General features: G+C 61.3%; 29 protein-coding genes. 17 read left to right on the top strand and 12 right to left on the bottom strand.

What is annotated here, in order from left to right:
- Positions 1-15 precede the first annotated feature (15 nt).
- From flgC to CHU95_RS18720, 6 genes are all read left to right on the top strand, one after another.
- On the top strand, positions 16-429 hold the full coding sequence (flgC, locus tag CHU95_RS18695) for a flagellar basal body rod protein FlgC (protein WP_094457818.1): 414 nt from the start codon (positions 16-18) through the stop codon (positions 427-429).
- A gap of 34 nt (positions 430-463) precedes the next feature.
- A complete protein-coding gene (fliE, locus tag CHU95_RS18700) occupies positions 464-772 on the top strand; it encodes a flagellar hook-basal body complex protein FliE (protein ID WP_094457819.1) in 309 nt (102 codons plus the stop codon).
- A 23-nt stretch (positions 773-795) separates the two neighbouring features.
- Entirely contained in the window at positions 796-1,098 is a 303-nt protein-coding gene (fliQ, locus tag CHU95_RS18705; protein WP_094457820.1) for a flagellar biosynthesis protein FliQ, read from the top strand.
- Positions 1,098-1,862, top strand: coding sequence for a flagellar biosynthetic protein FliR (fliR, locus tag CHU95_RS18710; RefSeq protein WP_094457821.1), 765 nt, complete (start codon positions 1,098-1,100; stop codon positions 1,860-1,862). Before fliQ ends, fliR begins: the two co-directional genes overlap by 1 nt.
- A gap of 15 nt (positions 1,863-1,877) precedes the next feature.
- Positions 1,878-2,957 (top strand): flagellar biosynthesis protein FlhB, encoded by a 1,080-nt coding sequence (flhB, locus tag CHU95_RS18715; RefSeq protein WP_094457822.1) that lies wholly within the window; start codon positions 1,878-1,880, stop codon positions 2,955-2,957.
- 66 nt (positions 2,958-3,023) lie between these two features.
- On the top strand, positions 3,024-5,210 hold the full coding sequence (locus tag CHU95_RS18720) for a PAS domain-containing hybrid sensor histidine kinase/response regulator (protein WP_245838392.1): 2,187 nt from the start codon (positions 3,024-3,026) through the stop codon (positions 5,208-5,210).
- On the opposite strand, the gene CHU95_RS18725 is transcribed toward CHU95_RS18720, so the two are convergent.
- Positions 5,197-5,580 (bottom strand): hypothetical protein, encoded by a 384-nt coding sequence (locus tag CHU95_RS18725; RefSeq protein ID WP_094457823.1) that lies wholly within the window; start codon positions 5,578-5,580, stop codon positions 5,197-5,199. The two genes, CHU95_RS18720 and CHU95_RS18725, sit on opposite strands and share 14 nt — an antisense overlap.
- 435 nt (positions 5,581-6,015) lie before the next feature.
- Between CHU95_RS18725 and CHU95_RS18730 the strand changes: the two genes are divergently transcribed.
- Complete coding sequence (locus CHU95_RS18730) at positions 6,016-7,374, top strand: hypothetical protein (RefSeq protein WP_094457824.1); 1,359 nt, start codon at positions 6,016-6,018, stop codon at positions 7,372-7,374.
- Between the two features lie 198 nt (positions 7,375-7,572).
- On the opposite strand, the gene CHU95_RS18735 is transcribed toward CHU95_RS18730, so the two are convergent.
- Positions 7,573-8,367 carry an RNA methyltransferase gene (locus tag CHU95_RS18735; protein ID WP_094457825.1) on the bottom strand — a complete coding sequence of 265 codons (795 nt, stop codon included), beginning with the start codon at positions 8,365-8,367 and terminating at the stop codon, positions 7,573-7,575.
- Between the two features lie 39 nt (positions 8,368-8,406).
- Complete coding sequence (cimA, locus tag CHU95_RS18740) at positions 8,407-10,032, bottom strand: citramalate synthase (protein WP_094457826.1); 1,626 nt, start codon at positions 10,030-10,032, stop codon at positions 8,407-8,409.
- A 207-nt stretch (positions 10,033-10,239) separates the two neighbouring features.
- Here cimA and lipB point away from each other — a divergent pair, with 207 nt between their 5' ends.
- Together lipB and CHU95_RS18750 are read left to right on the top strand one after the other, a co-directional pair.
- Entirely contained in the window at positions 10,240-10,920 is a 681-nt protein-coding gene (gene lipB, locus CHU95_RS18745; RefSeq protein ID WP_207762552.1) for a lipoyl(octanoyl) transferase LipB, read from the top strand.
- 3 nt (positions 10,921-10,923) lie between these two features.
- Positions 10,924-11,133: a hypothetical protein gene (locus CHU95_RS18750; RefSeq protein WP_094457828.1), complete on the top strand. Its 210-nt coding sequence runs from the start codon at positions 10,924-10,926 to the stop codon at positions 11,131-11,133.
- Between the two features lie 15 nt (positions 11,134-11,148).
- On the opposite strand, the gene CHU95_RS18755 is transcribed toward CHU95_RS18750, so the two are convergent.
- Positions 11,149-11,499: an ArsC family reductase gene (locus CHU95_RS18755; RefSeq protein WP_094457829.1), complete on the bottom strand. Its 351-nt coding sequence runs from the start codon at positions 11,497-11,499 to the stop codon at positions 11,149-11,151.
- A gap of 239 nt (positions 11,500-11,738) precedes the next feature.
- Between CHU95_RS18755 and CHU95_RS18760 the strand changes: the two genes are divergently transcribed.
- The gene (locus CHU95_RS18760; protein ID WP_094457830.1) at positions 11,739-12,698 is read left to right on the top strand and encodes an alpha/beta hydrolase; all 960 of its coding nucleotides are present in this window, start codon (positions 11,739-11,741) and stop codon (positions 12,696-12,698) included.
- Positions 12,699-12,731: 33 nt separating this feature from the next.
- Here CHU95_RS18760 and CHU95_RS18765 read toward each other — a convergent pair whose 3' ends face one another.
- Complete coding sequence (locus CHU95_RS18765) at positions 12,732-12,968, bottom strand: hypothetical protein (protein WP_133065576.1); 237 nt, start codon at positions 12,966-12,968, stop codon at positions 12,732-12,734.
- A 491-nt stretch (positions 12,969-13,459) separates the two neighbouring features.
- Here CHU95_RS18765 and CHU95_RS18770 point away from each other — a divergent pair, with 491 nt between their 5' ends.
- From CHU95_RS18770 to CHU95_RS18785, 4 genes are all read left to right on the top strand, one after another.
- On the top strand, positions 13,460-14,476 hold the full coding sequence (locus CHU95_RS18770) for an ABC transporter substrate-binding protein (protein WP_094457832.1): 1,017 nt from the start codon (positions 13,460-13,462) through the stop codon (positions 14,474-14,476).
- A gap of 134 nt (positions 14,477-14,610) precedes the next feature.
- Positions 14,611-15,369 carry an ABC transporter permease gene (locus tag CHU95_RS18775; RefSeq protein WP_094457833.1) on the top strand — a complete coding sequence of 253 codons (759 nt, stop codon included), beginning with the start codon at positions 14,611-14,613 and terminating at the stop codon, positions 15,367-15,369.
- Positions 15,366-16,124, top strand: coding sequence for an ABC transporter ATP-binding protein (locus CHU95_RS18780; RefSeq protein ID WP_094457834.1), 759 nt, complete (start codon positions 15,366-15,368; stop codon positions 16,122-16,124). Before CHU95_RS18775 ends, CHU95_RS18780 begins: the two co-directional genes overlap by 4 nt.
- An 89-nt stretch (positions 16,125-16,213) precedes the next feature.
- Positions 16,214-17,035: a hypothetical protein gene (locus tag CHU95_RS18785; protein ID WP_094457835.1), complete on the top strand. Its 822-nt coding sequence runs from the start codon at positions 16,214-16,216 to the stop codon at positions 17,033-17,035.
- 54 nt (positions 17,036-17,089) lie between these two features.
- On the opposite strand, the gene rlmH is transcribed toward CHU95_RS18785, so the two are convergent.
- The 4 genes from rlmH to CHU95_RS18805 are packed head-to-tail and all read right to left on the bottom strand — an operon-like array spanning position 17,090 to position 19,936.
- On the bottom strand, positions 17,090-17,548 hold the full coding sequence (gene rlmH, locus CHU95_RS18790; RefSeq protein ID WP_094457836.1) for a 23S rRNA (pseudouridine(1915)-N(3))-methyltransferase RlmH: 459 nt from the start codon (positions 17,546-17,548) through the stop codon (positions 17,090-17,092).
- Positions 17,548-17,988 (bottom strand): ribosome silencing factor, encoded by a 441-nt coding sequence (gene rsfS, locus CHU95_RS18795; RefSeq protein WP_245838394.1) that lies wholly within the window; start codon positions 17,986-17,988, stop codon positions 17,548-17,550. Before rsfS ends, rlmH begins: the two co-directional genes overlap by 1 nt.
- Before the next feature lie 12 nt (positions 17,989-18,000).
- Positions 18,001-18,681, bottom strand: coding sequence for a nicotinate-nucleotide adenylyltransferase (locus CHU95_RS18800; protein WP_094457837.1), 681 nt, complete (start codon positions 18,679-18,681; stop codon positions 18,001-18,003).
- A complete protein-coding gene (locus CHU95_RS18805) occupies positions 18,662-19,936 on the bottom strand; it encodes a glutamate-5-semialdehyde dehydrogenase (protein WP_094457838.1) in 1,275 nt (424 codons plus the stop codon). The genes CHU95_RS18800 and CHU95_RS18805 overlap by 20 nt, the downstream gene beginning before the upstream one ends.
- A gap of 101 nt (positions 19,937-20,037) precedes the next feature.
- On the opposite strand from CHU95_RS18805, the gene CHU95_RS18810 reads away from it, so the two are divergent.
- Positions 20,038-20,271 (top strand): hypothetical protein, encoded by a 234-nt coding sequence (locus tag CHU95_RS18810; RefSeq protein ID WP_094457839.1) that lies wholly within the window; start codon positions 20,038-20,040, stop codon positions 20,269-20,271.
- A gap of 31 nt (positions 20,272-20,302) precedes the next feature.
- Here CHU95_RS18810 and CHU95_RS18815 read toward each other — a convergent pair whose 3' ends face one another.
- Positions 20,303-21,505, bottom strand: a complete 1,203-nt coding sequence (locus CHU95_RS18815) for a pyridoxal phosphate-dependent aminotransferase (protein ID WP_094457840.1) — start codon at positions 21,503-21,505, stop codon at positions 20,303-20,305.
- A gap of 237 nt (positions 21,506-21,742) precedes the next feature.
- On the opposite strand from CHU95_RS18815, the gene CHU95_RS18820 reads away from it, so the two are divergent.
- Positions 21,743-22,390: a nuclease-related domain-containing protein gene (locus tag CHU95_RS18820; RefSeq protein WP_133065577.1), complete on the top strand. Its 648-nt coding sequence runs from the start codon at positions 21,743-21,745 to the stop codon at positions 22,388-22,390.
- Positions 22,391-22,800: 410 nt separating this feature from the next.
- Entirely contained in the window at positions 22,801-24,174 is a 1,374-nt protein-coding gene (locus CHU95_RS18825) for an aspartate aminotransferase family protein (protein WP_094457842.1), read from the top strand.
- Between the two features lie 42 nt (positions 24,175-24,216).
- On the opposite strand, the gene CHU95_RS18830 is transcribed toward CHU95_RS18825, so the two are convergent.
- Positions 24,217-24,453, bottom strand: a complete 237-nt coding sequence (locus tag CHU95_RS18830; protein ID WP_054169668.1) for a DUF3126 family protein — start codon at positions 24,451-24,453, stop codon at positions 24,217-24,219.
- Between the two features lie 136 nt (positions 24,454-24,589).
- Positions 24,590-25,600 carry a type I glyceraldehyde-3-phosphate dehydrogenase gene (gene gap / locus CHU95_RS18835; protein ID WP_094457843.1) on the bottom strand — a complete coding sequence of 337 codons (1,011 nt, stop codon included), beginning with the start codon at positions 25,598-25,600 and terminating at the stop codon, positions 24,590-24,592.
- Positions 25,601-25,648: the final 48 nt, after the last annotated feature.

Below are 25,648 nucleotides of genomic sequence, written 5' to 3' on the forward strand. Positions count from 1 at the left end.
TAGGGGGATCGCACTATGGATCTGATGAATTCGTTGGCGGCATCCGCGGCAGGCATGAAGGTGCAGGGCACCCGTCTGCGCGTCATCGCCGAAAACCTGGCCAACGCCAACTCCACCGCGCCGTCGCCCGGCGATCTGCCTTACCGCCGCAAGGTGGTGCTGTTCCAGAATGCGCTGGACAAGGAGATGCAGACCGATCTGGTGAAGGTGAAGAAGATCGATGTGGATCGCAGCGACTTCCAGCGCCGCTGGGATCCAGGCCATCCGTCGGCTGATGCGGATGGGTACGTGCTGTTGCCCAACGTCAATTCGTTGGTCGAAAGCATGGATATGCGTGAGGCCCAGCGGTCCTACGAAGCCAATCTGAACACGCTGGATGCCACGCGACAGATGATCATGCGCACGGTCGATCTGCTGCGTTCCAACTGAGTGATGCACCGTTCCGGACAGGAGAGACAGAGCCATGGACATTCCCTTCAGCGGTGCCGCCGCCGCCTATGCCAGTGCTGCCACGCGCGGTCTTACCGCCGCGTCCAAACCGGCGCCGACGGAGGGACCGTCCTTTGGCGATATGCTGGAAACGGCGGTGGGCCAGTCAATCCAGTCCATGCACAAGGGCGAGGAGATGACGGCCAAGGGTGTCCTGGGCAAGGCTGATCTGGCCGATGTGGTGAACGCTGTCACCAATGCCGAGGTGACGTTGCAGGCGGTGGTCAATGTCCGTGACAAGGTGATTGCGGCCTATCAGGAAATCCTGCGCATGCCGATGTAAGGCCGGCGTCCGGGACAGAGATCATGAACGAAGCCGAAGCCATTGAAATCGTGCGTGATGCGCTGTTCGTGACGATCATTGTCAGCATGCCGCTGATGTTGATCGCGTTGGTGGTGGGGTTGGTGATTTCCCTCTTTCAGGCACTGACCCAATTGCAGGAACAGACCCTCACCTTCGTGCCGAAGATCCTGATCATGTTCACGGCCATGGTGTTCCTGCTGCCCTTCATGAATGGCCATCTGAAAAGCTTCACCGAACGCATCATGGATCGCATCGTGGCGGTGGGAACCGGCGACGATAGTCAGGAACCGGGTGGTGGTGGCTGATGTCGCTGGATGCCCTGCTTGGCGGGTCGGTATTTGCGTTCCTGATGATTTTTGTGCGCCTGGGGTCGGCATTCTTGATTATGCCGGGGTTCGGCGAACAATTTGTGTCGGCCCGTATCCGGTTGCTGTTCGCGTTGGCGGTGTCGTTCCTGTTGTTGCCCATCCTTCTGCCCACCATGCCGCCGCCACCGCCCAGCCCGGCCGACCTGACGCTGCTGATTATTGCCGAGGCGTTGATTGGTATCTTCCTTGGAACGGTGACCCGTATGTTGATGGCGGCGTTGGAGACGGCCGGCATGCTGATCGCCAACCAGGTGGGGTTGGCTGCGGCGCAGGCGTTCAATCCGGCCATGTCGTCACCGGGTAACCCGATTTCGGCCATCCTGGGCGTTTTGGCCCTGATGCTGATCTTTGCCACCGACCTGCATCACCTGCTGCTGATGGCCATTGTTGACAGCTACAGTTTGTTTCAGCCGGGGCAATGGCTGCCCATCGGCGATGTGGCCCAGCACCTGACCCGTGTGATGGCTGACAGTTTTTTGATCGGCATGCAACTATCGGCGCCGTTCACGGTGATCGGTCTGCTGTTCTATCTGGGTCTGGGTCTGATTTCGCGTCTCGTGCCCCAGATCCAGGTGTTTTTTGTGGGTGTGCCCATTCAGATCATTTTCGGCTTGATCCTGCTGGGGTTAAGCCTCACGGCGTTGATGACCTTCTGGCTCGCCCGGTTCGAAGGGCAACTCGTCAATATCCTGCAGCTCTGACGGGGGAGGGACCGAATGGCTGAAGACCAGGATGAAGACAGCAAAACAGAAGAACCGACCGGTAAACGCCTCGCGGATGCCCGCGAGAAAGGTCAGGTGCCTAAGTCGCAGGAATTCTCCCATATCTTTGTTCTGGGTGCATCCCTGGTCCTGGTCATGATGGTGCTGCCCTGGTCGTTCGGGCGGATATCTGTCAGCCTGGTGCCGTTCATCGAACAGCCCCATGCGATCGTGATGGATGTCGGGACACTGTCCAATGTCTTCGGCGACCTGATCATCAGTGTGCTGATCGCCATGGCCGTGCCGCTGTTCATCCTGTTGGTGGCCACAATTGTCGCATCCGTGGTGCAGGTCGGATTCCTGGTGACCACCGAAAAGGTATTCAAGCTCGACCTCAGCCGCTTAAATCCGCTGCCAGCGCTGGCCCAGAAATTCTCCGTCAAGAATCTGGTGGAATTTCTGAAGTCGTTGGCCAAGTTGATCATCGTTTCCATCGTGGTCTATGTATTGTTACGACCACTCTGGGACTCGGTTGATCACTTCATTGCCATGTCGATGATCGATATTGTCAAGGAAACACAAATCCTTTCGGCAAAGATCATCTTTGCGGTTCTACTTGTCCTGCTGGCCCTGGGTGCAGCCGACTATGTTTATCAGCGCTATACCTTCATGAAGGAAATGCGCATGACAAAGCAGGAGGTGAAGGACGAATTCAAGCAGGCGGAAGGTGACCCGCTGATCAAGGGCAAGATCCGTCAGTTGCGTATGGAACGGGCGCGCAACCGGATGATGGGTAACATCCCGACCGCTGATGTGGTGGTGACCAACCCTACCCACTATGCCGTCGCCCTGAAATATGATCCGGCGGTGATGGGTGCCCCAACCGTGGTGGCCAAGGGGGTGGACCATTTGGCCCTGCGTATCCGCGAAATCGCGGAGGAGAATGACGTGCCCTTGATCACCAATCCGGCTTTGGCGCGCGCGCTTTATGCCTCTGCCGAGGTGAATGAGGAAATTCCCGCCGATCATTACAAAGCTGTGGCCGAGATCATCTCCTACGTCTTCAAGATGAAGCGCAAGCCCTTGCCCCGCTGAGCGTTTCTGGCGTCGACCAATCTGTTGTAAACTGTCGGCCCTGCCGACGGACCGGACCCGTATCCCATGCGCAAAAGCAGCCCTGTCGCCCGCCCAGGCCTGAATCCCACCGCCCGCGCCGCCGGCCTTTGGGCTTTGGCCCTGGTGGTGGTGGCTGTGTCGGCGATGATTTATCTTTCCCGCCTGGACGGACCGCCGCCGGTCGAATGGCCGGCCGGGCTGCGGGGTGGGGTCGTCGTGTGGCTGGCGGGCGGGCTGCTGGCGTTCGCTGGCATCATGCTGGTCCGCACGGTGGCTAATCGGGCGGGGGCGGTCGAAGAACGCCGGCATCTGTTGGCGCGCGGGCTGGAGGCTGCATCCGTTCCCATGGTGATTGTCGGGCCGGAGGGGCGGGCGGTGCATTACAACCCCGCCTTTCGCGATCTGGCGCAACCCGGTGCCCAGCCGCCCCTGTCGGCACTGGGTCGTGCCGCTGGCGCCGGCCTGGCGGCGCTGGAGATCAAACGTATGCTGGCGGCAGTGGAGCGCGGCATCGCCGCGGATACGGTGCTGGCCTTTGCCGACGGGCGGGAGTTTCGCCTCTCCGCCCGTCCCCTGGATGGGGCAACGGGTTACTCTATCTGGCAGGCAGAGGAAAGCGCGGTTCAGTCCGCCATGGCGGAGCCGACATCGGTGGCGTCCCTTCCACCGGCCCCCGCTGACACAGAGGAGGTGGCGCGGCTGCGCCATGATCTGGCCCGGATGGAGGAGCGCTTCCGGCGTTTCTTTGATTACGCACCGATCGGCATTGTCCTGGTGGACAGTGACATGCGGCTCGCGGAATGCAACGACACGGTTCTGGCGTTGACGGGGCTGTCTCGTGACGACGTGCAGGGTCGTCCCGTGACCAACCTGTTCAAGCGGGACGGCCGTGCTGCCATTCAGCAGCGATTAATGGCCATCCGTGACGGGGCCGATGGCCATCCGGCGCATGAGGCACAGTTGCGGGGTACCCAAGGCCCCATCGTTCATCTCTACGCCCGCCGGGATGACGGGGCGCCGGGGGGTGGCATTGTTCTGCATCTGGTCGACATGACCAACCAGAAGAACCTGGAAGCCCAGTTCGTCCAGTCACAGAAGATGCAGGCCATCGGACAGTTGGCCGGCGGCGTCGCGCATGATTTCAACAATCTGCTGACCGCCATGATCGGTTTCTGCGATCTGTTGCTGCTGCGGCACAAACCTGGGGACCATTCATTCACTGATATCATGCAGATCAAGCAGAACGCCAACCGCGCTGCCAATCTGGTGCGGCAACTGCTGGCCTTTTCCCGGCAGCAGACCTTACAGCCGCGCGTTCTGTCGGTTACCGATGTTTTGGCTGAACTGTCGAACCTGCTGCGTCGGCTGATCGGTGAGAATATCGATCTGAAAATGCTGCATGGCCGCGACCTGGGTCTGGTCAAGGTTGACCAGGGACAGTTGGAGCAGGTGATCATCAATCTCTGCGTCAATGCCCGCGACGCCATGGCGGAAACGGGCGGGCGGCTGACCATCGTCACCTCCAACCTGCATGTGACTGAGGCGGTGCAACGCGCCACAGAAACCATGCCCCCCGGCGATTATGTGGTGGTGGAGGTCATTGATACCGGGGTGGGCATCCCTGCCGAAAACCTTCAGCGGATTTTCGAGCCCTTCTTTTCCACCAAGGAACTGGGGTCTGGAACCGGGCTGGGTTTGTCCACAGTTTATGGCATCGTGCGCCAGACAGGCGGTTTCGTTTTTGTCGACAGCGCACCCGGCGATGGCGCCAAATTCTCCATCTATCTGCCCCGTTATCAGGAAGATGGTGCTCAGGCAGTTAGCCTGGAGAAGGGGGAGAAGGCCAGCGCCGACCTGACCGGCACCGGCCGCATCCTGCTGGTTGAAGATGAGGACGCCGTGCGCGTCTTTTCCGCCCGTGCGTTGCGCAACAAGGGCTATGAGGTGGTAGAAGCGAAAAGCGGGGAGGCGGCACTTGACCTGCTCCGGGCGCCGGATTGTCCGCAGATGGATCTGATCGTGACCGACGTGGTGATGCCGCAACTGGATGGCCCCGCGATGATCCGCGTGGTGCGTGAATTCATGCCCGACGTGAAGGTGATCTTCATTTCCGGCTATGCGGAGGAACGGTTCCGCAGTTCGGTGGGGGGCGGGGATGTGGTGGAGTTTCTGCCCAAACCCTTCAGCCTGAAACAACTTGCCAGCAAGGTGAAGGAGGTCATGGAGCGGTAGTGGCTGGTCGCCACGCCGCCCAGACCACAAAGGCCAGCGGCACCAGCGCCGCACTATCGACCAGCGCAACGGTGCGCAACGGACCATCGGGTAGGCCGGCTTGAAGGTAGATCAACAGAAAACCCACCACGCTGATACCGGCGCTGATGGTGCCAAGACGGCGTGACGCTGGATCGAAGGCTGCAAACAGGCAACTGGCCATGACCGTCAGGAACAGCGCACCTCGGTGGGTAATAAGTGTAGCGATCGTGCCGTGTGGTTCAACGCCGTAAAGGCGGGTGGAGAGCTCCGGTGCCATCAGCACGGCGGCCGGTGGCATATGGATGATGGCCAGGATCATCCACGCCACCACAACCCAGCGTTTTTCCATGTTCTTCCCCATCAAGACTGTGCGGAACGAAGCATAGGCCGTTAAACCGGGCGCCTGCCATTACCTGGGAGGTAATGGGTCGGAATGTGTGCAATCTCCGACTGGACCGTCCTTTTGTTGACCGGAATGACGCTCTTTCCCGTTACTGCCGTCAAATGCCGGTGCTGCATTTGCAGGGTGGCATGGCCCCGCAGGGGCAGCGCGGCGGCCGTCGCTGTCGGATCTGTTTCCGGTCTGTCGCAAACAGGCATCGCGCGCTTTTCCTTTGACTGCACGCCATGTCCATTGGGGTGTAAACAAGTTTATGTATGCGAGTATAATAATTTAATGCATTAATAATGTATAAGCGCGCATATTAACAAATAAATATCAAGACAACAAATCATTATATCGGTATCAGGATATTACCAAAGCAACCTATGATAGGAATATACCATGTCTTATGATCTCACACAGACTCTCTTCCTCCTATCTTTGGCCTCAAACCGCAGCAGCGTCGTGCAATCGGCGCCGGGACAAAACCCCAAGCCCGCAAACCCGTCCGACCTTCAGCAATTTTTCAGCCTGGCGCTCAACAATCCACAGAGCCAGACGCTCGACATTTATGTGAAGGGTGTGGAGATCAAGAACGCTCAAGTCTCCGGATTTTTTGACAATGTCAGCGGCCAACTCGCCGGTGGACAATGGGATGTGGTCTGGGGGCCGCAGGTTTTCAGCAATCCCAACAACAAAGATGACCTTGAGGCCGACAACGCTCTGTATGTCGCCCACAATGCCACATTGGACATGTGGGTGGTGGCGATTGCGGCGACCAACATGTCTTCGGCCTATGATTGGGAAGACGAGGATTTTGCCGTTCGAAAAATGGTCAACTTTCCCTTCGATCCGACCAAGGCGCTGGAGGTTGTATCGCCAGACGCCAGTGTGGCGCAGGTTACCCAGGGCACTGCGCTGGGCGTTTCCATCCTGCTGTCGCAGATGCCCGACCCCAAGACGGGTGACAGCCTTGGCACCTTCCTGACCAACCTGATTGCAAACGACGTGGCAACTAGTGCGAGCAACCTGATCTTTACGGGCCATAGCTTGGCCGGTGCCTTGTCACCGACCACAGCCTTGCTTTTGCAGCCGGCACTGGCCGCCGCCGGTTGGAAAAACATCTATGTACTGCCGACGGCCGGCGCCACGCCTGGCAATGCCGTTTTTGTCGACCAGTTCACCTCGACCTTCAAACCGACAGCAGCGACCGTTGTTGCGCCCAGCATCGCCCAGGCCAGCGGCAACATCGTCACCACACTCAACCAGCTTTATTGGAACCAGGATGACGTGGTTCCACGCGCATGGACACAACTGAGCAGCTACCTGACCTACACGCCGGGCAAGGTTGTTGGCCATTACAACATCGCCCCCAACAATGAACTCATCGAGTTGCTGTTCGGCGCCGGCCTGAAGGTGGCGTTGACCACAGCACAGTCCTGGGGCACCAGCAGCAACCTGCAGCAGCTCACCAACAACACCGCCTTCTCGGCCCACTTCCCAGTGACCTATTGGGACGGCAGAACAACAAGCTGGGCCGAATACACTCCACCGGCGGAGATCTTCGGCGTTGAGGGCTTGCTGGATATCATTGCGCAGGTTCACATCGGTCAGTATTTCCAACCGTTCAACTTGGCGGTCAAGGCCTATGCGCCACCCTTGCCCACCACCAAGACACCGAATGACTTTGAGAAGCTGATCGCCCTGTTGAAGCGGCTGTTCGGTCTGGGGATCGCGCAGCATGAGGCGGCCAACGCCTGAGACGTGCGTAACATCAACAGCCCTTTGAGCGGAGGCATGTCGACGATCTGAATTCCTGACCGTCGGTACCGCCATGATTATCGCCGCGCAGAGCCCCGGGAATCTCCCATGATCACAGGTGATCATGGGAGATTGGCATGAGCCAAATCATCCTGCGGTGTTCGATCACTCAATCGTTTGCATGGTGCTGAAATCGCCTTACGGTTCCACAACCTTGCGCTGCTTCTTGCGTCCGGTCAGCGCCGCAATGATGCCGTGGAAGGTGCGCACTTCTTGTTCGGTCATTCCGCAGCGTTGAAGCGTATTGCGGACATTACGGATCATGGATGGCCGCTTGTCCGGGTGGGTGTAGAAGCCGGACTGTTCCAGTTCGCCCTCCAGATGGTCGAACAGGTTTTGCAATTCCGCTTTGGTGGCCGGTTCGGACTGGCCGGTATGAAGGTAGCGGTCTTCCACCTCCACCCCCGTCATCCACCATTCATACGCGATCAGCAGGACCGCCTGACCCAGGTTCAACGACGAGAAACCGGGATTCAGCGGTACGGAAATCAACGTATCGGATAAGGTAATATCGTCATTGACCAAGCCGGTGCGTTCCGGTCCGAACATCAACCCGATCTTCCGCCCTGCTGACCAATGGCCGCGCATTTCATTGGCCGCCTCACGCGGGGTGACGACCGGCTTCACCAGATCGCGCACGCGGGCGGCAGTGGAGAAGACCTTGTGCAGGTCGGCGATGGCTGCTTCGGTGCTGTCGAACACCCGCACCCGGTCCAACACCAGGGTAGCGCCCGCAGACGCCGACACAGCCTTTTCATTGGGCCAGCCGTCGCGGGGACTGACAAGACGCAGATCGGTCAGGCCGCAATTCAGCATGGCCCGGGCGCAGGCGCCGATATTTTCCCCCATCTGGGGCTGGATCAGGATGATGGCCGGGCCGTCCCCGTCTGCCTGCATCTTGGCCAGTTCGCGCTTGTTCGTCCCGCTCGACATCGTTGTCCGACTTCTTGAAAACCCTAAACGGCCTGGATATCAGGCTGCTTGGGCACTGTCGATAGCGGCACCAGACCGGTAAAGGCAATAGGTGATGCTGTCGGAGAGCGCGTTGAAGCTGGCATCAATGACATTGGCGGAGACACCCACGGTGGCCCAGCGCTGTCCATGCCGGTCGGCCGTTTCGATCATGACGCGGGTGACAGCCTTGGTGCCATCCTGTGCATTCAAGATGCGCACCTTGTAATCGACCAGCCGCATGCCGTCGAGCGCTGGGTAGACGGGGATCAGGGCCTTGCGCAGCGCCTGATCCAGGGCGTTGACCGGGCCGTTGCCTTCCGCCACTGTCATCACATTGTCCGGGCCGTTGGGGCCGGGCACTTCCACCTTGGTGGTGGCTTCTGACAGGGTTACCAACTCGCCCTTGGCATTCCACCGGCGTTCATCCAGGACCCGAAAGGCGGCGAGACGGAAATAATCCGGCACCTCGCCCAGGGCGCGGCGGGCCAGAAGCTCAAAGCTCGCCTCCGCGCCATCAAAGGCGAAACCTTCAAATTCCTTCTGTTTAACCAGATCGACCAGCACGCCGACGCGGTCATCCTTGGGATCGACATTCACGCCCACCTCACGCAGGCGGGCCAGGATGTTGGATCGACCGGCCTGATCGGAAACCAGAACGTGACGACGATTGCCGACCAGGGATGGATCGACATGTTCATAAGAGGTGGGGTCCTTCTCCACCGCCGAGACATGCAGCCCACCCTTGTGGGCGAAGGCGCTTTCGCCGACATAGGCTGCGTGGCGGTTCGACGTGCGGTTCAGCCGCTCGTCCAGCATGCGGCTGATATGGACCAGCCGGGCCATGCCTTCCTTGGTTATGCCGATATCATAGCCCATTTTCACCGACAGGGTCGGGATCAGCGAGAGGAGGTTGGCATTACCGCACCGTTCGCCCAACCCGTTCAACGTACCCTGTACCAGTCTTACACCGGCCCTTACGGCAGCGATGGAATTGGACACGGCATTTTCCGTGTCATTATGGGTGTGAATCCCCAAATGGCTGCCGGGAATATGTTTGGCCACTTGCCCGACAATGCTCTCCACCTCATGCGGCAGGGTGCCGCCGTTGGTGTCGCACAGCACCACCCAACGGGCGCCGGCCTCATAGGCCGCCTGCACACAGGACAGGGCATAGCCGGGGTTGGCCTTGTACCCGTCGAAGAAATGTTCGGCGTCGAACAGCGGTTCGCGCCCCCGCGCCTTGATCTCCCGGATACTGTCGGCGATCAGGGCCAGGTTTTCCGCCCGCGGGATGGCAAGCGCCACATCGACATGGAAATCCCAGGTCTTGCCCACAATACAGATGGCCGGTGACTGGCTGTCCAGCAGCGCCGACAATCCCGGATCGTTGGATGCGCTGCGCCCTGGCCGCCGGGTCATGCCGAACGCAGTGAAGATGGCCCTTGGCAGCTTTGGCGGATCGGCGAAAAAAGCGTTATCGGTGGGGTTGGCCCCAGGCCAGCCACCCTCGACATAATCAATGCCCAGCGCGTCCAGCTCCTGCGCGATGGCGATCTTGTCCGCCACCGTGAAATCAACGCCGGAGGTCTGCGCGCCGTCGCGCAGCGTGGTGTCATAGAGATAGACGCGGTTCGTTTCGTTCATAATCACAGGCCATACAGCAACGACGTTGCCGAATGTGGCGCATCGGCGCCTGCGGATCAATGGTCATGCGTGCATGGGGCAACTGTCCCCTGGTATCGACACCCTGACAACGGCGCTTGCTGCATGGGGGCACGCTGCAATCATCCCATTGGTCTAGACAGCATTCTGCCCTAAATAGGGCGACCCCCAGCTTGCAGGTTGATGATGATCGAGTGGCGGATCAGCGACCAGACTGTCGAATATCCCGAAGCCCTGGCCTTCATGGAGGCCAGGGTGGCGGACATCCGGGCGGGTACCGCGCCGGAAACCGTCTGGTTGTTGGAACACCCACCGCTATACACGGCGGGCACGTCGGCAAAGGACACGGACCTGTTGACCCCGATGCAGTTTCCGGTGTTCCAGGCCGGGCGCGGTGGCCAGTACACCTATCACGGGCCGGGACAGCGTATCGGCTACACCATGCTGGATGTGCAGGCGCGCGGTGGTGACCTGCATGATTTTGTCTGGCGGCTTGAAGAATGGCTGATCCGAACCCTGGCGCAGTTTGCTGTGAAAGGGGAGCGCCGCTGTGGCCGCGTCGGCGTCTGGGTCGATATGGGCCCGTTCGGACAGCCGGGTGTGGAAAACAAGATTGCCGCGATTGGTGTTCGTGTCCGGCGCGGTGTGTCCTTTCACGGCGTTTCGTTGAATGTGGAGCCAGACCTGAGCCATTTCGGCGGCATCGTGCCTTGCGGTATCCGCGAACATGGTGTCACCTCGCTGGCGGCGCTGGGCCATATCGTCACCATGCATGAGGTGGATATGGCGATGAGGGCCGCCTTTGAGGCGGTGTTCGGGGAGCGGCCCATCGCGCGCGGACCCGCCGCCTGTGATCTCACGGAGGGCTGAGCCATGGAGAAGCGGCGCAGTATCACCGCTCTGGTGCTTTATTTTGTCGGGGGCGCGGCGGTGCTGGTCTCCGCCTTCATGTTGATCGACCCCACCCCCGGCAGTTATGGGCCAGCCCTTGTTGGTTTGCTGCTGGGGGTGTTGCTTTTGGGTGTAGGGCGGGCCTGCCAGCACCTGTCACGCATCCGCGACCTGATGGAAGGGCGGGGATGATCGCCCCGCCATTTCTCAGAACAGGGTCGCGTAGCTCTCTGGTTTGAACCCCACCGTCAGTCTGCCGTCGCGGTCCAGAACGGGGCGCTTGATCATGGAGGGCTGTGCCAGCATCAGGGCGATGGCCTTCTCCCGGTCCAGGTCCTGCTTGGCAGGGTCCGGCAGCTTTTTGAAGGTGGTACCGGCACGGTTCAACAGCGGTTCCCACCCCAGCACATCAACCCAGGCGGCCAGTCGCTCGCCATCAATGCCCGCCACCTTGTAATCATGGAACCGATAGGCGACGCCTTTGGCATCCAGCCAGTCACGGGCCTTTTTCATCGTGTCGCAGTTCTTAATACCATAAAGAGTCACATTGCCCGACATGGCCTTGCTCCGCTGTCTTGAGGGTGTTCGTTTCAATTCGGCGCATTTCAAACAGGCGCAATTGAAGCGCAAATGACACTGTAAAACAATGAATTAGCATGTTTGCCGTTTAACAGATCGGTCCCGGCAAGGCCATCTTGGTCAGCACATGATCCCGGAATGTGCAGCAGGGCTTGTCTCAAATAAGCGGCCGGTGCATCATTGTCCACCGGTTACCAAAAAACAGTTGAGGGGCGGAAATGGCGTTGTCGCGGCGTGACTGGTTGCGCGGGTCGGCATTGGCGGCGGGTATGCTGGCGGCTCCGGGCGCCATGGCGACGATACCGGCCGGAGAAAAGCTTGAAATCTGGCCCGGTGGGGTCGGGCCGGGATCTAAAGGCGCCGCCCTGTCACAAAAGATGGTCGACCGTAGCCAGGACCCGGCACGGCCCGACCGCTACATGGAAGGCATCTCCCGTCCGTATCTGACCATCCACCGCCCCCTGAAGCCCGATGGTCGTGCCCTGCTGATCACGCCTGGCGGGGGCTATCAGCGGGTGGTGGTGGATAAGGAAGGCGGCGAACTGGCCCCGTTGCTGACCGCACGGGGGGTTACCGTCTTTATCCTGACTTATCGTCTTCCGGCGGAGGTGCCGCAACACGGACCCACTGTCGCGTTGCAGGATGCGCAGCGTGCCATGCGCCTGATCCGCCATCGGGCAAAATCGTTCAGAATTGATGGCGACCATCTGGGGATCATGGGATTTTCCGCCGGGGGCCATGTCGCGGCGACGTTGGGCACGCAGTTTGACCAACAGGTCTATGATCCGGTGGATGCCGCCGATAAACTGCCCGCCCGGCCCAGCAAACAGGCGCTCATCTATCCCGTGATTGATATGGGAATGTCCGCGCATGCCGGTTCGCGCGACCGGTTGCTGGGGCCGAACCCCTCGGAAGCGGAGGTGGAACGGTATTCCGCCGACCGACACGTGACGCCCGCAACACCCCCGACCTTCCTGCTGCATGCCAGTGACGATACGGCGGTGCCGGTGGAAAACAGCCTGCTATTTCACGCTGCCTGCCGACAGGCAGGGGTGGCGGTAGAGATGCATCTTTATGCCAAGGGTGGCCATGGCTTCGGTCATGGTGCCCGGATCGCCGCCGACAATACCCTGTACCGCTGGCCCGACCTGTTCATGGAATGGTATGGACGCGGGTAAGGCCGCCATGGACCAGCCCCTGGCCAGCCTCGCTTACAGGCCCCAGGACCGATAGACCTCGCCCCGGCTATCCTGGCGGCGGCTGGCGGGTCGAAATTCATTTTCGCGCCGCCGGGCGGCCTTTTCAACAGCGGCTACGCTGTGAAAATGCTTTCCATCCAGGCTGGTGAACAGCGGGTGGGCGGAATAAAAACGGAAACCCTGGCCATCGGCCACGGCAAGCCCGGCGGCATGCCGGCTGGTTTCAATGCTGTATGCCTGATTGGTCATGTCATGATGCTCCCATCGCGACAAAACAACGTTGTCGCGCTGTACAATGGTCATTTGCGGTGGCTGATGGCGGGCAGATCCCGCGTCAACAGCACCGCATCGGGCCGTCGGTGGGAGAGATGATCGTTGCCAACAAGAGGGTATGGATGCCCATTTGCCCTTCCTCCACAATGGTTTGAACCAAACCACGAAGGGACTTCGTGGCGCTTTAGCGGTTGGTGTCGCGGCGCAAGCTGCTGTTCGTCAAATTCCCGCGGGTCCTGAGGTGGACCAGACCAGACCTTACGACCTGTGGATAGACTTGGTGATCCGGACGCCACTGTCAAGGGGAAATCCAAGTGAATTTTTGTTCACATTGAATTGCATATCACACATGAGGTATGTTGTTTTTCCGGAACCACATTTCTCGTTGACGAAATCCGGCGAATGACAAACCTTGGGCAGCGACGGCGGGTAACCCGCCGACCCGATGCCCCGAAGGAGGCCGCTTCATGTCGCTTACCCGTTTTGCCACCCGCCTTGCCGCCGCCACCGTGCTAACGGGTCTGGCTGCCTTTGGTTCCGCCCATGCTGCCGATCCCGTGGTCGTCCGTGCCGGCTATATCCCCGTGCTGGGCGCGGCGCAGGCCTTTGTCATCGACAATCAGGGCTGGGATCTGCAAAACGGCTTTGATCTGCAATTGAAGCAGTTCGATAGCGGTCCGAACATGATTCAAGCGGTTGCCGGTGGCACGATCGATGCCTACATCGCCGGGATCGCCCCGGTGGTGGTGGCGCGCGGCCGGGGGGTCGGCATCAAGGTGGTTGCCGCCACGGCGGTGGAGGAACTGGTGATCGCCGCCGGCCCCGATCTGGCCAAGACGGCTGGCAGCCCTGCGCAGGCCATTGAGGCTTTGTCCAAGAAGCTGGGTCGCCCGCTGAAGCTGGCCACACAGCCAGCCGGGTCCGTGCCCAATACCTTCCTGCAATATTGGCTGTGGGAAGTGGCCAAGGTTGACAAGCAATATGTCGAACTGGTGCCGCAGGGCATTGACGCCACACAGCAGGCCCTGCTGGTCGGTGCCGTCGACGGGGCGATTATCCGTGAACCGGCCCTGACCATCATCACAGGCCGTAACCCGGATGTGAAGGTGCTGGCCTATGGTCAGGACATCCTGAAGAACCAGCCGGGCAATGTCATTGCCCTGACCGATGACTTCACGTCCAAGCATCCGGATATCGCGCAGAAGCTGGTTGAACTGACGGCCAAGGCGACCGAGGTACTGAAGAAGGACAAGAAAGTGGCGGTCGCCGCGATCGAATCCGCCATCGGCAAGGGTCTGGTGCCGGCCGCCGTGATCGAACAGGCCCTGTCCTCGCCGGCGGTGAAGTTCAACACTGATCCCGCCTCGATCCTGAAGGAAACCGCCCTGGTGCAGGATTATCAGGTGAAGCTGGGCACCGTGAAGGAAGCCACCCCGGTGGAGCAGATTTTCGATCTGTCCTACTACCAGAAGCTCAAGAAGTAATGACCGGCTCGTAAGGGTCGGCCCAGTGGTGGGCGGCACGGTTGCGGAAAACAACCTTGCCGCCCGCTACCCATTTGTGTGGAATTCCACCGCCGCCTCACCGCTGCACCCGTTCAAATCATTGGTCAAACCCCATGGCCCGCCCCCGCGCCCTCCGCCTTTCCCTGTCGCTGCTTGGTGTCCTGCTGTTCTTTGCCCTGTGGGAGGCACTGCCCCGCCTGGGCCTTGTGAAGCCCATGCTGCTGCCGGCACCCAGTGACATCCCCGCCACGTTCTGGCGGGAACTCACATCGGGTGCCTGGGTCGATGCCGTGCTGCAAAGTCTGCAACATTATCTGTCAGGGTTGATCCTTGGTTCGGCCCTGGGGGTGGCGCTGGGCGTGGCGACGGGCATGTCGCGGACGTTGGAGGACATGACCAACTGGATCGTGCGCCTGTTGCGCCCCATTCCGGGCCTGGCCTGGGTGCCGTTCGCCATTATCTGGTTCGGCGTGTCGTCCACGGCGGCGAATTTCATCATCATTGTTGGTGTGTTCTGGATCAATTACTTCGCGGCGCTGGGGGCGGTGCAGGCGGTTGACCGGGACTTGATCGAACTGGCCAACGCCTTTGGCCACCGTTCACCCTTGGCCCGGCTGGTGAAGGTCATTCTGCCGGCATCGGTACAACCGATCATGGCGGGCCTGCGCACCGGCCTGGGGCAGGCCTGGATGGCGGTGGTTGCCGCCGAACTGTTCGGCGTCGCCGGGTTGGGCCAGCGCATGATGCAGGCTTCCTCTCTGCTGGCCACGGATGTTGTGGTCGTCTACATGATCACCATGGCCGTGCTGTATGGCGTGGTTGATATGGCCTTTGTTGCCCTGCGTGACCGTCTGCTGGCGTGGAAAGCATGATTTCGATCAAGGATCTGACCCTGTCCTTTGACAGTGACCGTGGCCGCACCATCGTGTTGAAGGATTTCCATCTTGATATCGCAGATGGGGAGTTTGTCGCCGTGGTGGGGGCGTCGGGGGTGGGCAAATCGACGCTGCTGCGGGTGATTGCCGGTCTGGTCAAACCGACATCGGGTACCGTGACCCGCGACACGCCTGAAACACCGGGCCGCCGGCCTTATGCGATGGTGTTCCAGGATGCACGCCTGCTGCCCTGGCGTCGGGTGGTCAAGAATGTGGAATTCGGGCTGGAAGGGTTGGGCCTGGACAAGGCGACCAAGCGAAGCCGCGCACTGGCAGCGCTGGAACTGGTGGGGCTGGCCGACAAGGCCGACCGCTGGCCGCACCAGCTTTCGGGCGGGCAGCGGCAACGCGTGGCCATCGCCCGCGCGCTGGCCGTCGATCCTGACCTGTTGATGATGGACGAACCGTTCGGCGCCCTGGACGCGATCACCCGTCAGGGTTTGCAGGATGAGTTGGTGGATCTCTGGCAGCGCACGGGTAAGACCATCCTGTTTGTCACTCATGATATTGATGAGGCGGTGTATCTGGCAGACCGCGTGGTGCTGTTGGCCGGCAGCCCGGCCGGTGTGCGCTCGGCTGACCGGATTGACGGCCCCCGTCCCCGTCACCGCGATGATGCCGGTGCCCGTGAGACTGCCAACGCCATCCGCGGCCGTCTTTCCGGCATTGTCGAGGCGGGTGCAGGAATCTAAATTTTACGCGACAGTAAGTCACTTAACATCCGTGCAAGGAAAGACGCGGCCCCATTCGCGTCTTCTTTCATTCCTTCGCGGAGGTTCCCATGGCGTCTCGTCCCGCCCCTGTCGGCACCCTTGTTTCCAACCGTCAGGCATCCGCCCAGAACGGGCCAACCCAGCCACAATCCATCGCGCTTGGCCATATTGGTGTGAATCAGCCTTTGGCCGAAGGGCTGGCCCGGCTGAACCTGCTAGACCTTTTCGCCGACCAGGACAGCGGCGGGAACAAGGATGACAGCGCCGGCGACCGCCCGTCGGTGGCCAGCAGCGAGACAGTGACCACCGATAACACCACCACCACTCGCATCGTTTTTGAGGATGGGTCGACGCTGGTGGTCGATCGCACCCGCACCGATAACAGTGTCATGACCACCTCCACCCGCACGGATGCCGATGGTACGGCGTCGGTGGTGACCAAACTGGTGACCCAACTGGATGACAACACCATCCAGACATTGGTGACCAGTGACAAAGGAACGACCACCACCACCATCGCCCTGGACAGCGGCACCCGCACGGTCGACACGGTCACCAGCGACGGTGACCACATCACTTTTGTCCAGACCCGCGTTGCCGACGGGCTGGTGGGCGAATACACCCTTGTCCAGTCGGATGGTGACAGCGGGACCCTGGATTATTCGTTGCTGGAGAGTGGTGATACCAGCACGCTGAGCGTCGAAGGCACCACGGCCGATGGCGTATTGGTGGATAGCACGGTGATCATCGACACCGACACGCGGATGGTGACCATCACGGACATGCAGGGCGATGTGGCCACCTACAGCCTGCGGAATTTCCATGATCAGGTGCAGGACCTGGGCCTGATCGGCCTGATCGCTGATGTGGATACCGGCTATTTCGGGTGATTCTGCTGCGAAGTAGGACGCTCAGGAAGAACATCTGGGGGGGCAACTGCCCCCTCATACCCGGTGATAGGGGTGCCCGGCCAAAATCTGCTGCGCGCGGTAGACCTGTTCGGCCAGCATGCCACGCACCATCATATGCGGCCATGTCATTGGGCTGAAGGCCAGAACCAGGGCCGCCTTCTGCCGGATGCTGGCATCCAACCCGTCGGCTCCGCCGATGACAAAGGCCAGATCGCCCACGGCGGCGTCGCGCCACTGGCCCATGCGGGCGGCGAAATCCTCCGACCCCATCATGCGGCCGCGTTCATCCAGTGCCACGATGGTGGCACCGGGGGGAAGGGCGGCCAGCAGCAGTTCCGCCTCCGCCCGCTTCAACTCCTCCCCGTCCAGCCGCTTTTTGGTTTCTACCTCGCGCAACTGAAACGGCCAGGTGATACGGGCCTTATATTCCTCGAACAGGTCGCGGGCGGCACCGGGCTTGGCCTTGCCGACAGCGGCCAGCCAGATGCGCATTACTGGGCGGGCCCGCCGTCGAAATCAGCCGTCAGCGACTTCAGCGACGCCGGCGGCTCCACGCCCCACATCTTTTCAATACAATAGAAGGCGCGCACTTCCGGGCGGAACAGATGGACGATGACATCGCCGCTATCAACCAGAACCCAGTCACACTGCGGATAGCCTTCGGGATTGCCGACATGAATGCCCAGATCGCGCAGGCGGCGGGCCAGATGGTCGGACATGGCGCCCACCTGCCGGGCGGACCGGCCCGTGGTGACGACCAGATAATCGGCCATGCTGGTCTTGCCGCGCAGATCGATGGTGATCGTGTCCTCGGCCTTGTCCTCGTCCAGAACGGCCAGGATCAGTTCAAGGGTGCGCTCCGGCATATCCGCTGCGGCATTGGTGCCGGCGGCCGGGTGGGGGGAAGTCTCTGCGCTCACGATTTGGTTCACCAACGTCAATCCTTAAAGGCCTTTGCCATCCAGCCCCTGCCGGATCGCCGTTGCCGATGCGGGGTGCAGGGGCACGTCCAGGAACACCCAGACCGGCGGCGGCAGGTCGGCCAGGCCACCCGCCCGCCGCGCATCCACACGCGCAACGGCAAAACGCCGGGAAGCCTTGCCGCCCAGCGCAAGGGTAGAATAGGGATGTCGCGGGAAGATCGCAACCGGCACCTGCGCAAAAATCCGGGTCCAGTCGCGCCAGCGCGGCACTTGGCACAGATTGTCAGCCCCCATCAGCCAGACGAACTTTGTGCTCGTGAACCGGGCCTTTAATGCCGTCAGCGTGTCCACCGTATAGCGTGTCCCCAACCGCGTTTCGATATCGCTGACCACGATGCGCGGATGGTTGGCAATGGCACGGGCGCGGGCGATACGGTCGGCCAGTTTGCCCATGCCGTCCAAGGGCTTGAGCGGATTCTGCGGGCTGACCAGCCACCAGACCTGATCCAGATTCAAGGCCCGCAGCGCCATCAACGACATATGCCGGTGGCCGTCATGCGCCGGGTTGAACGACCCGCCCAGCAGGCCGATCCGCAGACCCCGCCACAGCGCGCCCGCCCCCGGTTTCGGTGGGGTGGGCACGCGGTGGCCATGCGTCAAGGGCAGGGCAGGGCGGGCGTGATCAGGGCCGGGTATGCCCATCACCACGCACCACGTACTTATAGCTGGTCAACTGTTCGGCCCCGACCGGCCCGCGCGCATGCAGCTTGCCCGTCGAAATGCCGATTTCGGCCCCGAATCCGAACTCGCCGCCGTCCGCAAACTGGGTCGAGGCATTGTGCAGGACGATGCCGCTATCCACCCGCGTCAGGAATCGTTCGGCGGTGGCGGCATTCTCTGTGACGATGCTGTCGGTATGGTGGCTGCCATGGCGACCAATATGGTCGATCGCCGCGTCCACGCCATCCACCAGCTTCACTGACAGGATGGCATCCAGATATTCGGTATCCCAATCCTCGTCGTTCGCCGGCTTTACCCGCGCATCCAGGGCCTGCACCCCGTCATCACCGCGCACCTCACACCCCGCCTGAATCAGGTCATCCAGGATGGGGGGCAGCAGGGTAGCGGCCACATCCTTGTGGACCAGCAGGGTCTCCGCCGCGCCGCAGATGCCCGTGCGGCGCATCTTGGCGTTCAGGGTGACGCGGCGCGCCTTGTCGGCATCGGCATCCTTGTCCAGATAGACATGGCAGATGCCGTCCAGATGATAGATCACCGGCACCCGGCTTTCCGCCGCCACCCGGCCTGTCAGCGACTTGCCCCCGCGCGGGATGACCACGTCGATCCAGCGCGTCATGGTCAGCAATTCGCCCACGGCGGCGCGGTCGGTGGTGGGCGGGGCCTGGATGGCGTCGCGCGGCAGCCCCGCCGCATCCAGGCCCGCATGCAGGGCCGCCAGGATGGCGCGGCCGGAATGGAAACTTTCCGACCCGCCGCGCAGAATGGCGGCATTGCCCGATTTCAGGCACAGGCCGCCGGCATCGGCGGTCACATTGGGCCGGCTTTCAAAGATGATGGCGATCACGCCCAGCGGCACCCGCACCTTCTCAAACCGCAAGCCGTTGGGCCGTTCCCAGCGCTCCAGCACGGCGCCCAGCGGATCGGGACGGTCGGCGATCTCTTCCAGCCCCTTGGCCATCGCCTCCACCCGTGCCGGGTTCAGCATCAGCCGGTCCAGCATGGCACCCGACAGGCCCTTTTCGGTGGCCGCATCCATATCCATGGCATTGGCGGCCAGGATCTCGGCGGTGCGGGCGCGCAGGGTGGCCGCTGCAACCCGCAGTGCCTTGTCCCGCGCCTCGGCTGGCGCCGTCGCGACAATCGCGGATGCGGCGCGGGCGCGGCGGCCCAGGGCATCCATGATGCTGGCGATATCCTGGCGGTCAATGCTGTCCATGGCGGTCAAATCCCGGTGCGGTGTGCGGCACGCAGCCTACATCGTCACACGGTCTGTTTCACCCCTGCCGCGCCGATGCCGGCCATGCTAACCTGTGCATTATGTCGATCAGCAGCCTCACCAGCACCCCGCCCGACCTGACCCGCGCCGGCCTTGAAGGCTTTCAGGACGCGCAGCAAGTGGTGCAGGCGGCGACCGAACAGGTGGCGGCAGGCAACCTGGACCCTGCCGTGATCCTGGATGTGAAACAGGCTGAAGTGACGGCAGGCGTTAGTGCGGCCATCATCAAGACCGATCAGCAGAATTTCCAGCGGCTGCTGGATATATTGGCGTGATGCGGGGCCGGTTTCCCGGCCCCGGTCACTATCACTTCAAGCTGCCGCAGAAGCGCTGAATGCGCGTGCAGGCTTCTTCCAGCACGTTTGTGCTGGTGGCGTAGGAGATGCGGAAGAAGGGGGACAGGCCGAAGGCCGCCCCATGCACCACCGCCACGCCCTCGGCTTCCAGCAGTTCAGAGGCAAAATCCTCATCCGTCTCGATGACCTTGCCCGTCGGTGCCGTCTTGCCGATGGTACCGGCGCAGGACGGATAGACGTAGAACGCACCTTCCGGGTTGGGGCAGTTGAGGCCGGCGGCCTGGTTCAGCATGGACACAACCAGATCGCGGCGCGTCTGGAACACGGCGGCGCGTTCCTTGATGAAATCCTGCGGACCATTCAGCGCTTCGACGGCGGCGGCCTGGGAAATGCTGGTCGGGTTGCTGGTCGACTGGCTCTGGATGATGCCCATGGCCTTGATCAGGGCCTTCGGACCCGCCGCGTAACCAATGCGCCAGCCGGTCATGGAATAGGATTTCGACACACCATTGACCGTCAGGGTGCGGTCATACAGGGCGGGCACGACCTGGGCGATGGTGGTGAACTTGAAATCATCATAGACGAGATGTTCGTACATATCGTCGGTCATGATGTAGACATGGGGGTGCTTCAGCAGCACCTCACCCAGGGCCTTCAGCTCTTCCGCCGTATAGGCCGCACCCGTCGGATTGGACGGGCTGTTCAGGATCAGCCACTTGGTCTTGGGCGTGATGGCCGCGTCCAGATCGCCCGGCAGCAGCTTGAAGCCGTTTTCCGCCGGGCAGGCCACCGTGACGGGCATGCCTTCGGCCAACAGCACCATATCGGGGTAGGAGACCCAGTAGGGGGCGGGAATAATCACCTCGTCGCCCGGGTTAAGGGTCGCCATCAGGGCATTGTACAGCACCTGCTTGCCCCCCACGCCCACTGTCACCTGATCGGGGGTGTAGGTCAGGCCATTCTCGCGCGCGAACTTGGCACAGATGGCCTTTTTCAGGTCCGGTGTGCCATCCACATCGGTGTAACGGGTCTGCCCCGTCTCAATGGCGCGGATGCCGGCGGCGCGGATATTTTCCGGCGTATCGAAATCGGGTTCACCAGCGCCCAGACCGATCACATCGCGACCGGCGGCTTTCAGCGCGCGGGCCTTGCTGGTCACCGCGATGGTGGGTGACGGCTTGATGCGGGACAGGCGGTCGGCAAGCAACGACATTTATCTTCCCCTGGTTGGGACTGCCCCCGATTGGGACAGATTGTGACCGGGCAGGGACCTTAAAGCGCCCGATCATTATCGCCAAGCACAGGATTGTTATAGGACAACCGCGTTTTGGGCAGGGGTGGCGGCAACAGGGCAAAGACACTGGTAACCGTTGCACCCCGTGACATCGGCAGCATTCTGGGTTATTTCCGGCTGATGCTAACAGAAATTGCCCAATGGCTCGGGGTCGCAGTGGTCGACCTCATCACCTTCACAGCGATCACCCTGGTGGTGATCACGCTGGTGGTGACGTTTGCGCTGTCGGTGAAACCCAAGCGGCTGAAGGCGCCCACGATCAAGCAGTATAATGCCGAACTGTTCAAACGGCGGATGGAGTTGGAGGAACTCTCCTACCCGATGTTGAATGACATCAAGATGGGCGGTGGCAAGGCCGGTACGATCCGCATCGACCATGTCATTCGCTTGCCGGCCAGTATCCTGTTGATCATCTCGGCCCCGGCGGATGTGGTGGGTCAGGTGCGATGCAACCAGAATGCCGGCCAATGGAAATATGTGAAGGCCGACCATACGGTCGGGACCTTCATCAACCCGGTCCTCCAGCTACACCCCTTGATCACCGCCATTCGGGCCCGCTTCCCCTTGGTTCGGGTGCGGGTGTTGTGTGTATTCCCCCGTCAGGCCGATTTCGGCGGACGTAATGTCAAGACTGCGTGCCTGCCGGATGAACTGGTGAAGATGATCCGGGAAATGGCGGCGGAGGATGGCACTCCCCAACAGGCAATGGACGCGGCCTGGGACAGCTTGTCCATCGCCCTGCGTCAGGGCGGTGGAGCGACGGAGACCAACAGCAATGAAGGCAAGGGCCGTCGTGCCGGCTGACCCGCAGGGGCTGTTCAGTGCGGAAACACCATGCCCAACCGCTGACTTTCGCTCGCTGTTCTGCTAAATTCTTTGACGCCAGCGCCCAAGCCATGGCGATGCCTCTTCCACTGGCCCCGCGTTTTGGAACACCTGCTGTTTTTGTGTTGCAGAATGTTTCATAGGCGGCTGACCGTGGCGATCTGCTTGGTTTGCAACACGGCCCCCAACCCTGGTTCACACTGTTTCACAGCGTCGCACCCGTGACGGCGCATTCAGGCGGCGCTATGCTGACCGCATGACCTATCTTGGCCCGACACCCAAGGAAGTGATGCTGTTGCTGTGCGCTCGGATCGGGTTTAACCCGCCGGCCTGACGGTGCCTGTCCGTCCGCCTGTCCGTCGCCTTTCGCTTCTTAGGGAGTTCAACCCGTGTCCGCTGTTGATACCGCCGCGTTGAAACGCCTGTCCGGTGCCCATCATTGGCATCCGTTTACTGACCATCAGGAATTGGCCGCCCTGGGTGGTCCCCGCATCATCACCCATGCCGACGGCGTGTGGTTGACCGACAGTACCGGGGCGCGCATCCTGGATGCCATGGCCGGGCTTTGGTGTGTGAATGTCGGCTATGGCCGGCGCGAACTGGCCGATGCCGCCTATCAGCAACTGACCGATCTCAGCTTCTATCACGGTTTCTTCAAGACGACGACGGAGCCGACGGTGCGGCTGGCGGCCAAGCTGGCCGAACTGACACCCCCAGGCCTGTCCCGCGCCTTCTTCGCCAATTCCGGGTCAGAGGCCAACGACACCATTGTGCGCATGGCTCGCCATTACTGGGCGTTGAAGGGCAAGCCCGAAAAGCGTGTCTTTATCGGGCGTGAACATGGCTATCACGGCACCACCATGGCCGCGACCTCGCTGAACGGCATGAAGGTGATGCATGAACAGGGCGGCCTGCCGCTGCCCGGCTTCGCTCACGTCATGGCACCCTATCCCTTTGAAGCACAGGGGCAGATGAGTGCGGAGGCGTTCGGTCGCCTTGCTGCCAGGGCTGTAGAGGAGAAAATCCTCGCCATCGGTCCTGAAAATGTCGCCGCCTTTATCGGGGAGCCGGTGCAGGGGGCCGGCGGTGTCATCATCCCGCCCGACAGCTACTGGCCGGAGATCAACCGCATCTGCCGGGAACATGACATCCTTTTGATTGCGGATGAGGTGATCTGCGGCTTTGGCCGGCTCGGTCACTGGTTCGGTTCACAACGTTACGGCATCCGTCCCGATTTCATGACCCTGGCCAAGGGCATCACATCAGGTTACGTGCCTCTATCCGCGGTCATGGTCGGTGACCGGGTTGCGGAGACGTTGATCCATGAGGGGGGCGAGTTCTACCACGGCTTTACCTATTCCGGTCACCCGGTGGCCTGTGCGGTAGCCCTGGCCAATCTGGAGGTGATTGAACGGGAAGGGCTGGTGGACCGCGCGCGGACGGAAATCGGACCGTATTTGCGGGAAAAGTTGGAAGAGGTTTTGGACGGCCACCCCATTGTGGGTGAAATCCGCGCTGAAGGCATGATCGGGGCCATTGAGATCGTCAAGGACCGGCGCACGCGCGAGCGGTTTGCAGGTGGGGGCAAGGTTGGCCTGATGGCGCGGGATCATTGTTTTAACAATAATCTGATCATGCGCGGCATCCGCGATAGCTTGGTCTTCGCCCCGGCCCTGTCCATGACCAAAGAAGAAGCGGATGAGGCGGCGCGGCTGGCCAGACTGGCACTGGACCTGACGGCCAAGGACCTGGGCGTCCTGTAGGGAAGGGTGGGGGCGGTCATATCCGCCCCCGCTCACCCGACCTTACTTCTTCGCCGGCGCGATATTCGGCAGGTCTTCGGACAGGATCGTCATGTTGAAGGCATAGGAGACATCCCCGTCATCCTCGTCGCGGTAGAGGGTGCCGATGAACTCCTCCCCGATCGTCACTTCCACCGGCTGGCCCTTTTTGGCCGGCGGGTTCACGGTGATCTTGTCGTTGCCGAAATTCTTGCGCAGATAGGTCTGAAGCCGCGCGATCTCATTGGGGGTCATGTCCATCTGCCCTTTCTTGTGGCTGTCAGGTTGTTGGGTTCGATGAAAAATCAGGGGCGCCGCCCCGACCGGAACGGCGCCCCTTCTGTTGATCCGGCCGGGGACAGGATAACCCGATCCCCGACAAAGATCAGTGGGGAAATCAGCCCGCGTTGGCCATGGCGATGACAGTATCGCCCATGCGGTTGGAGAAGCCCCATTCATTGTCGTACCAGGTCAGGATACGCACGAAATTGCCTTCCATGACCTTCGTCTCGTTCAGCGCGAAGATCGAGCTGTGGCTGTCATGGTTGAAATCGGTGGACACCAGCGGCTCGGCATAAGCGCCCAGGATGCCCTTCAACGGACCGGACGCAGCGGCGTCCTTGATCAGTTGGTTGACCTCTTCGACCGTCGTGTTGCGCTTGGCCACGAACTTGAAATCGACGACCGACACGTTCGGGGTCGGCACGCGCAGCGACGTGCCGTCCAGCTTGCCCTTCAGCTCCGGCAGAACCTTGCCCACGGCCTTGGCGGCACCGGTTGAGGTCGGAATGATATTCAGGGCGGCGGCACGGGCGCGGTGCAGATCCTTGTGGAACGTGTCCACGGTGTTCTGGTCGCCGGTATAGCTGTGGATCGTGGTCATGAAGCCATGGGCGATACCGATGCCGTTGTTCAGCACATAGGCGACGGGGGCCAGGCAGTTGGTGGTGCAAGAGGCGTTCGACACGATCTTGTGTTCGGCCGTCAGCTTCTGATGGTTGACGCCATAGACGACCGTCAGGTCCTCATCCGTGGCCGGGGCGGAGATCAGCACCTTCTTGGCGCCGGCGGTCAGATGCTTGGACGCGGCCTCGCGGCTCGTGAAGATGCCGGAGCATTCCAGGGCGATATCAACCCCCAGCTCGCCCCAGGGCAACTGGGCCGGGTCACGCTGCTGTACCGAACGGATCGTGTGGCCATTGACGACCAGATTGCCATCCACCACCTCGACCGTGCCGGGGAAGCGGCCATGGACGCTGTCATATTTCAGCAGGTGGGCGTTGGAATGGGCGTCGGCCAGATCGTTGATGGCGACAACCTCGATATCCTTGCGGCCGCTTTCGATGAGCGCGCGCAGAACCAGTCGGCCGATACGCCCGAACCCGTTGATCGCAACTTTGACAGCCATGCTTTCCTCCGATTGAACGACGCCCGCGCCGGCTCTGGCGGGGGGGCC

The sequence above is a fragment of the Niveispirillum lacus genome, from assembly GCF_002251795.1.
In the GTDB taxonomy this organism is placed as follows: Bacteria; Pseudomonadota; Alphaproteobacteria; order Azospirillales; family Azospirillaceae; genus Niveispirillum; species Niveispirillum lacus.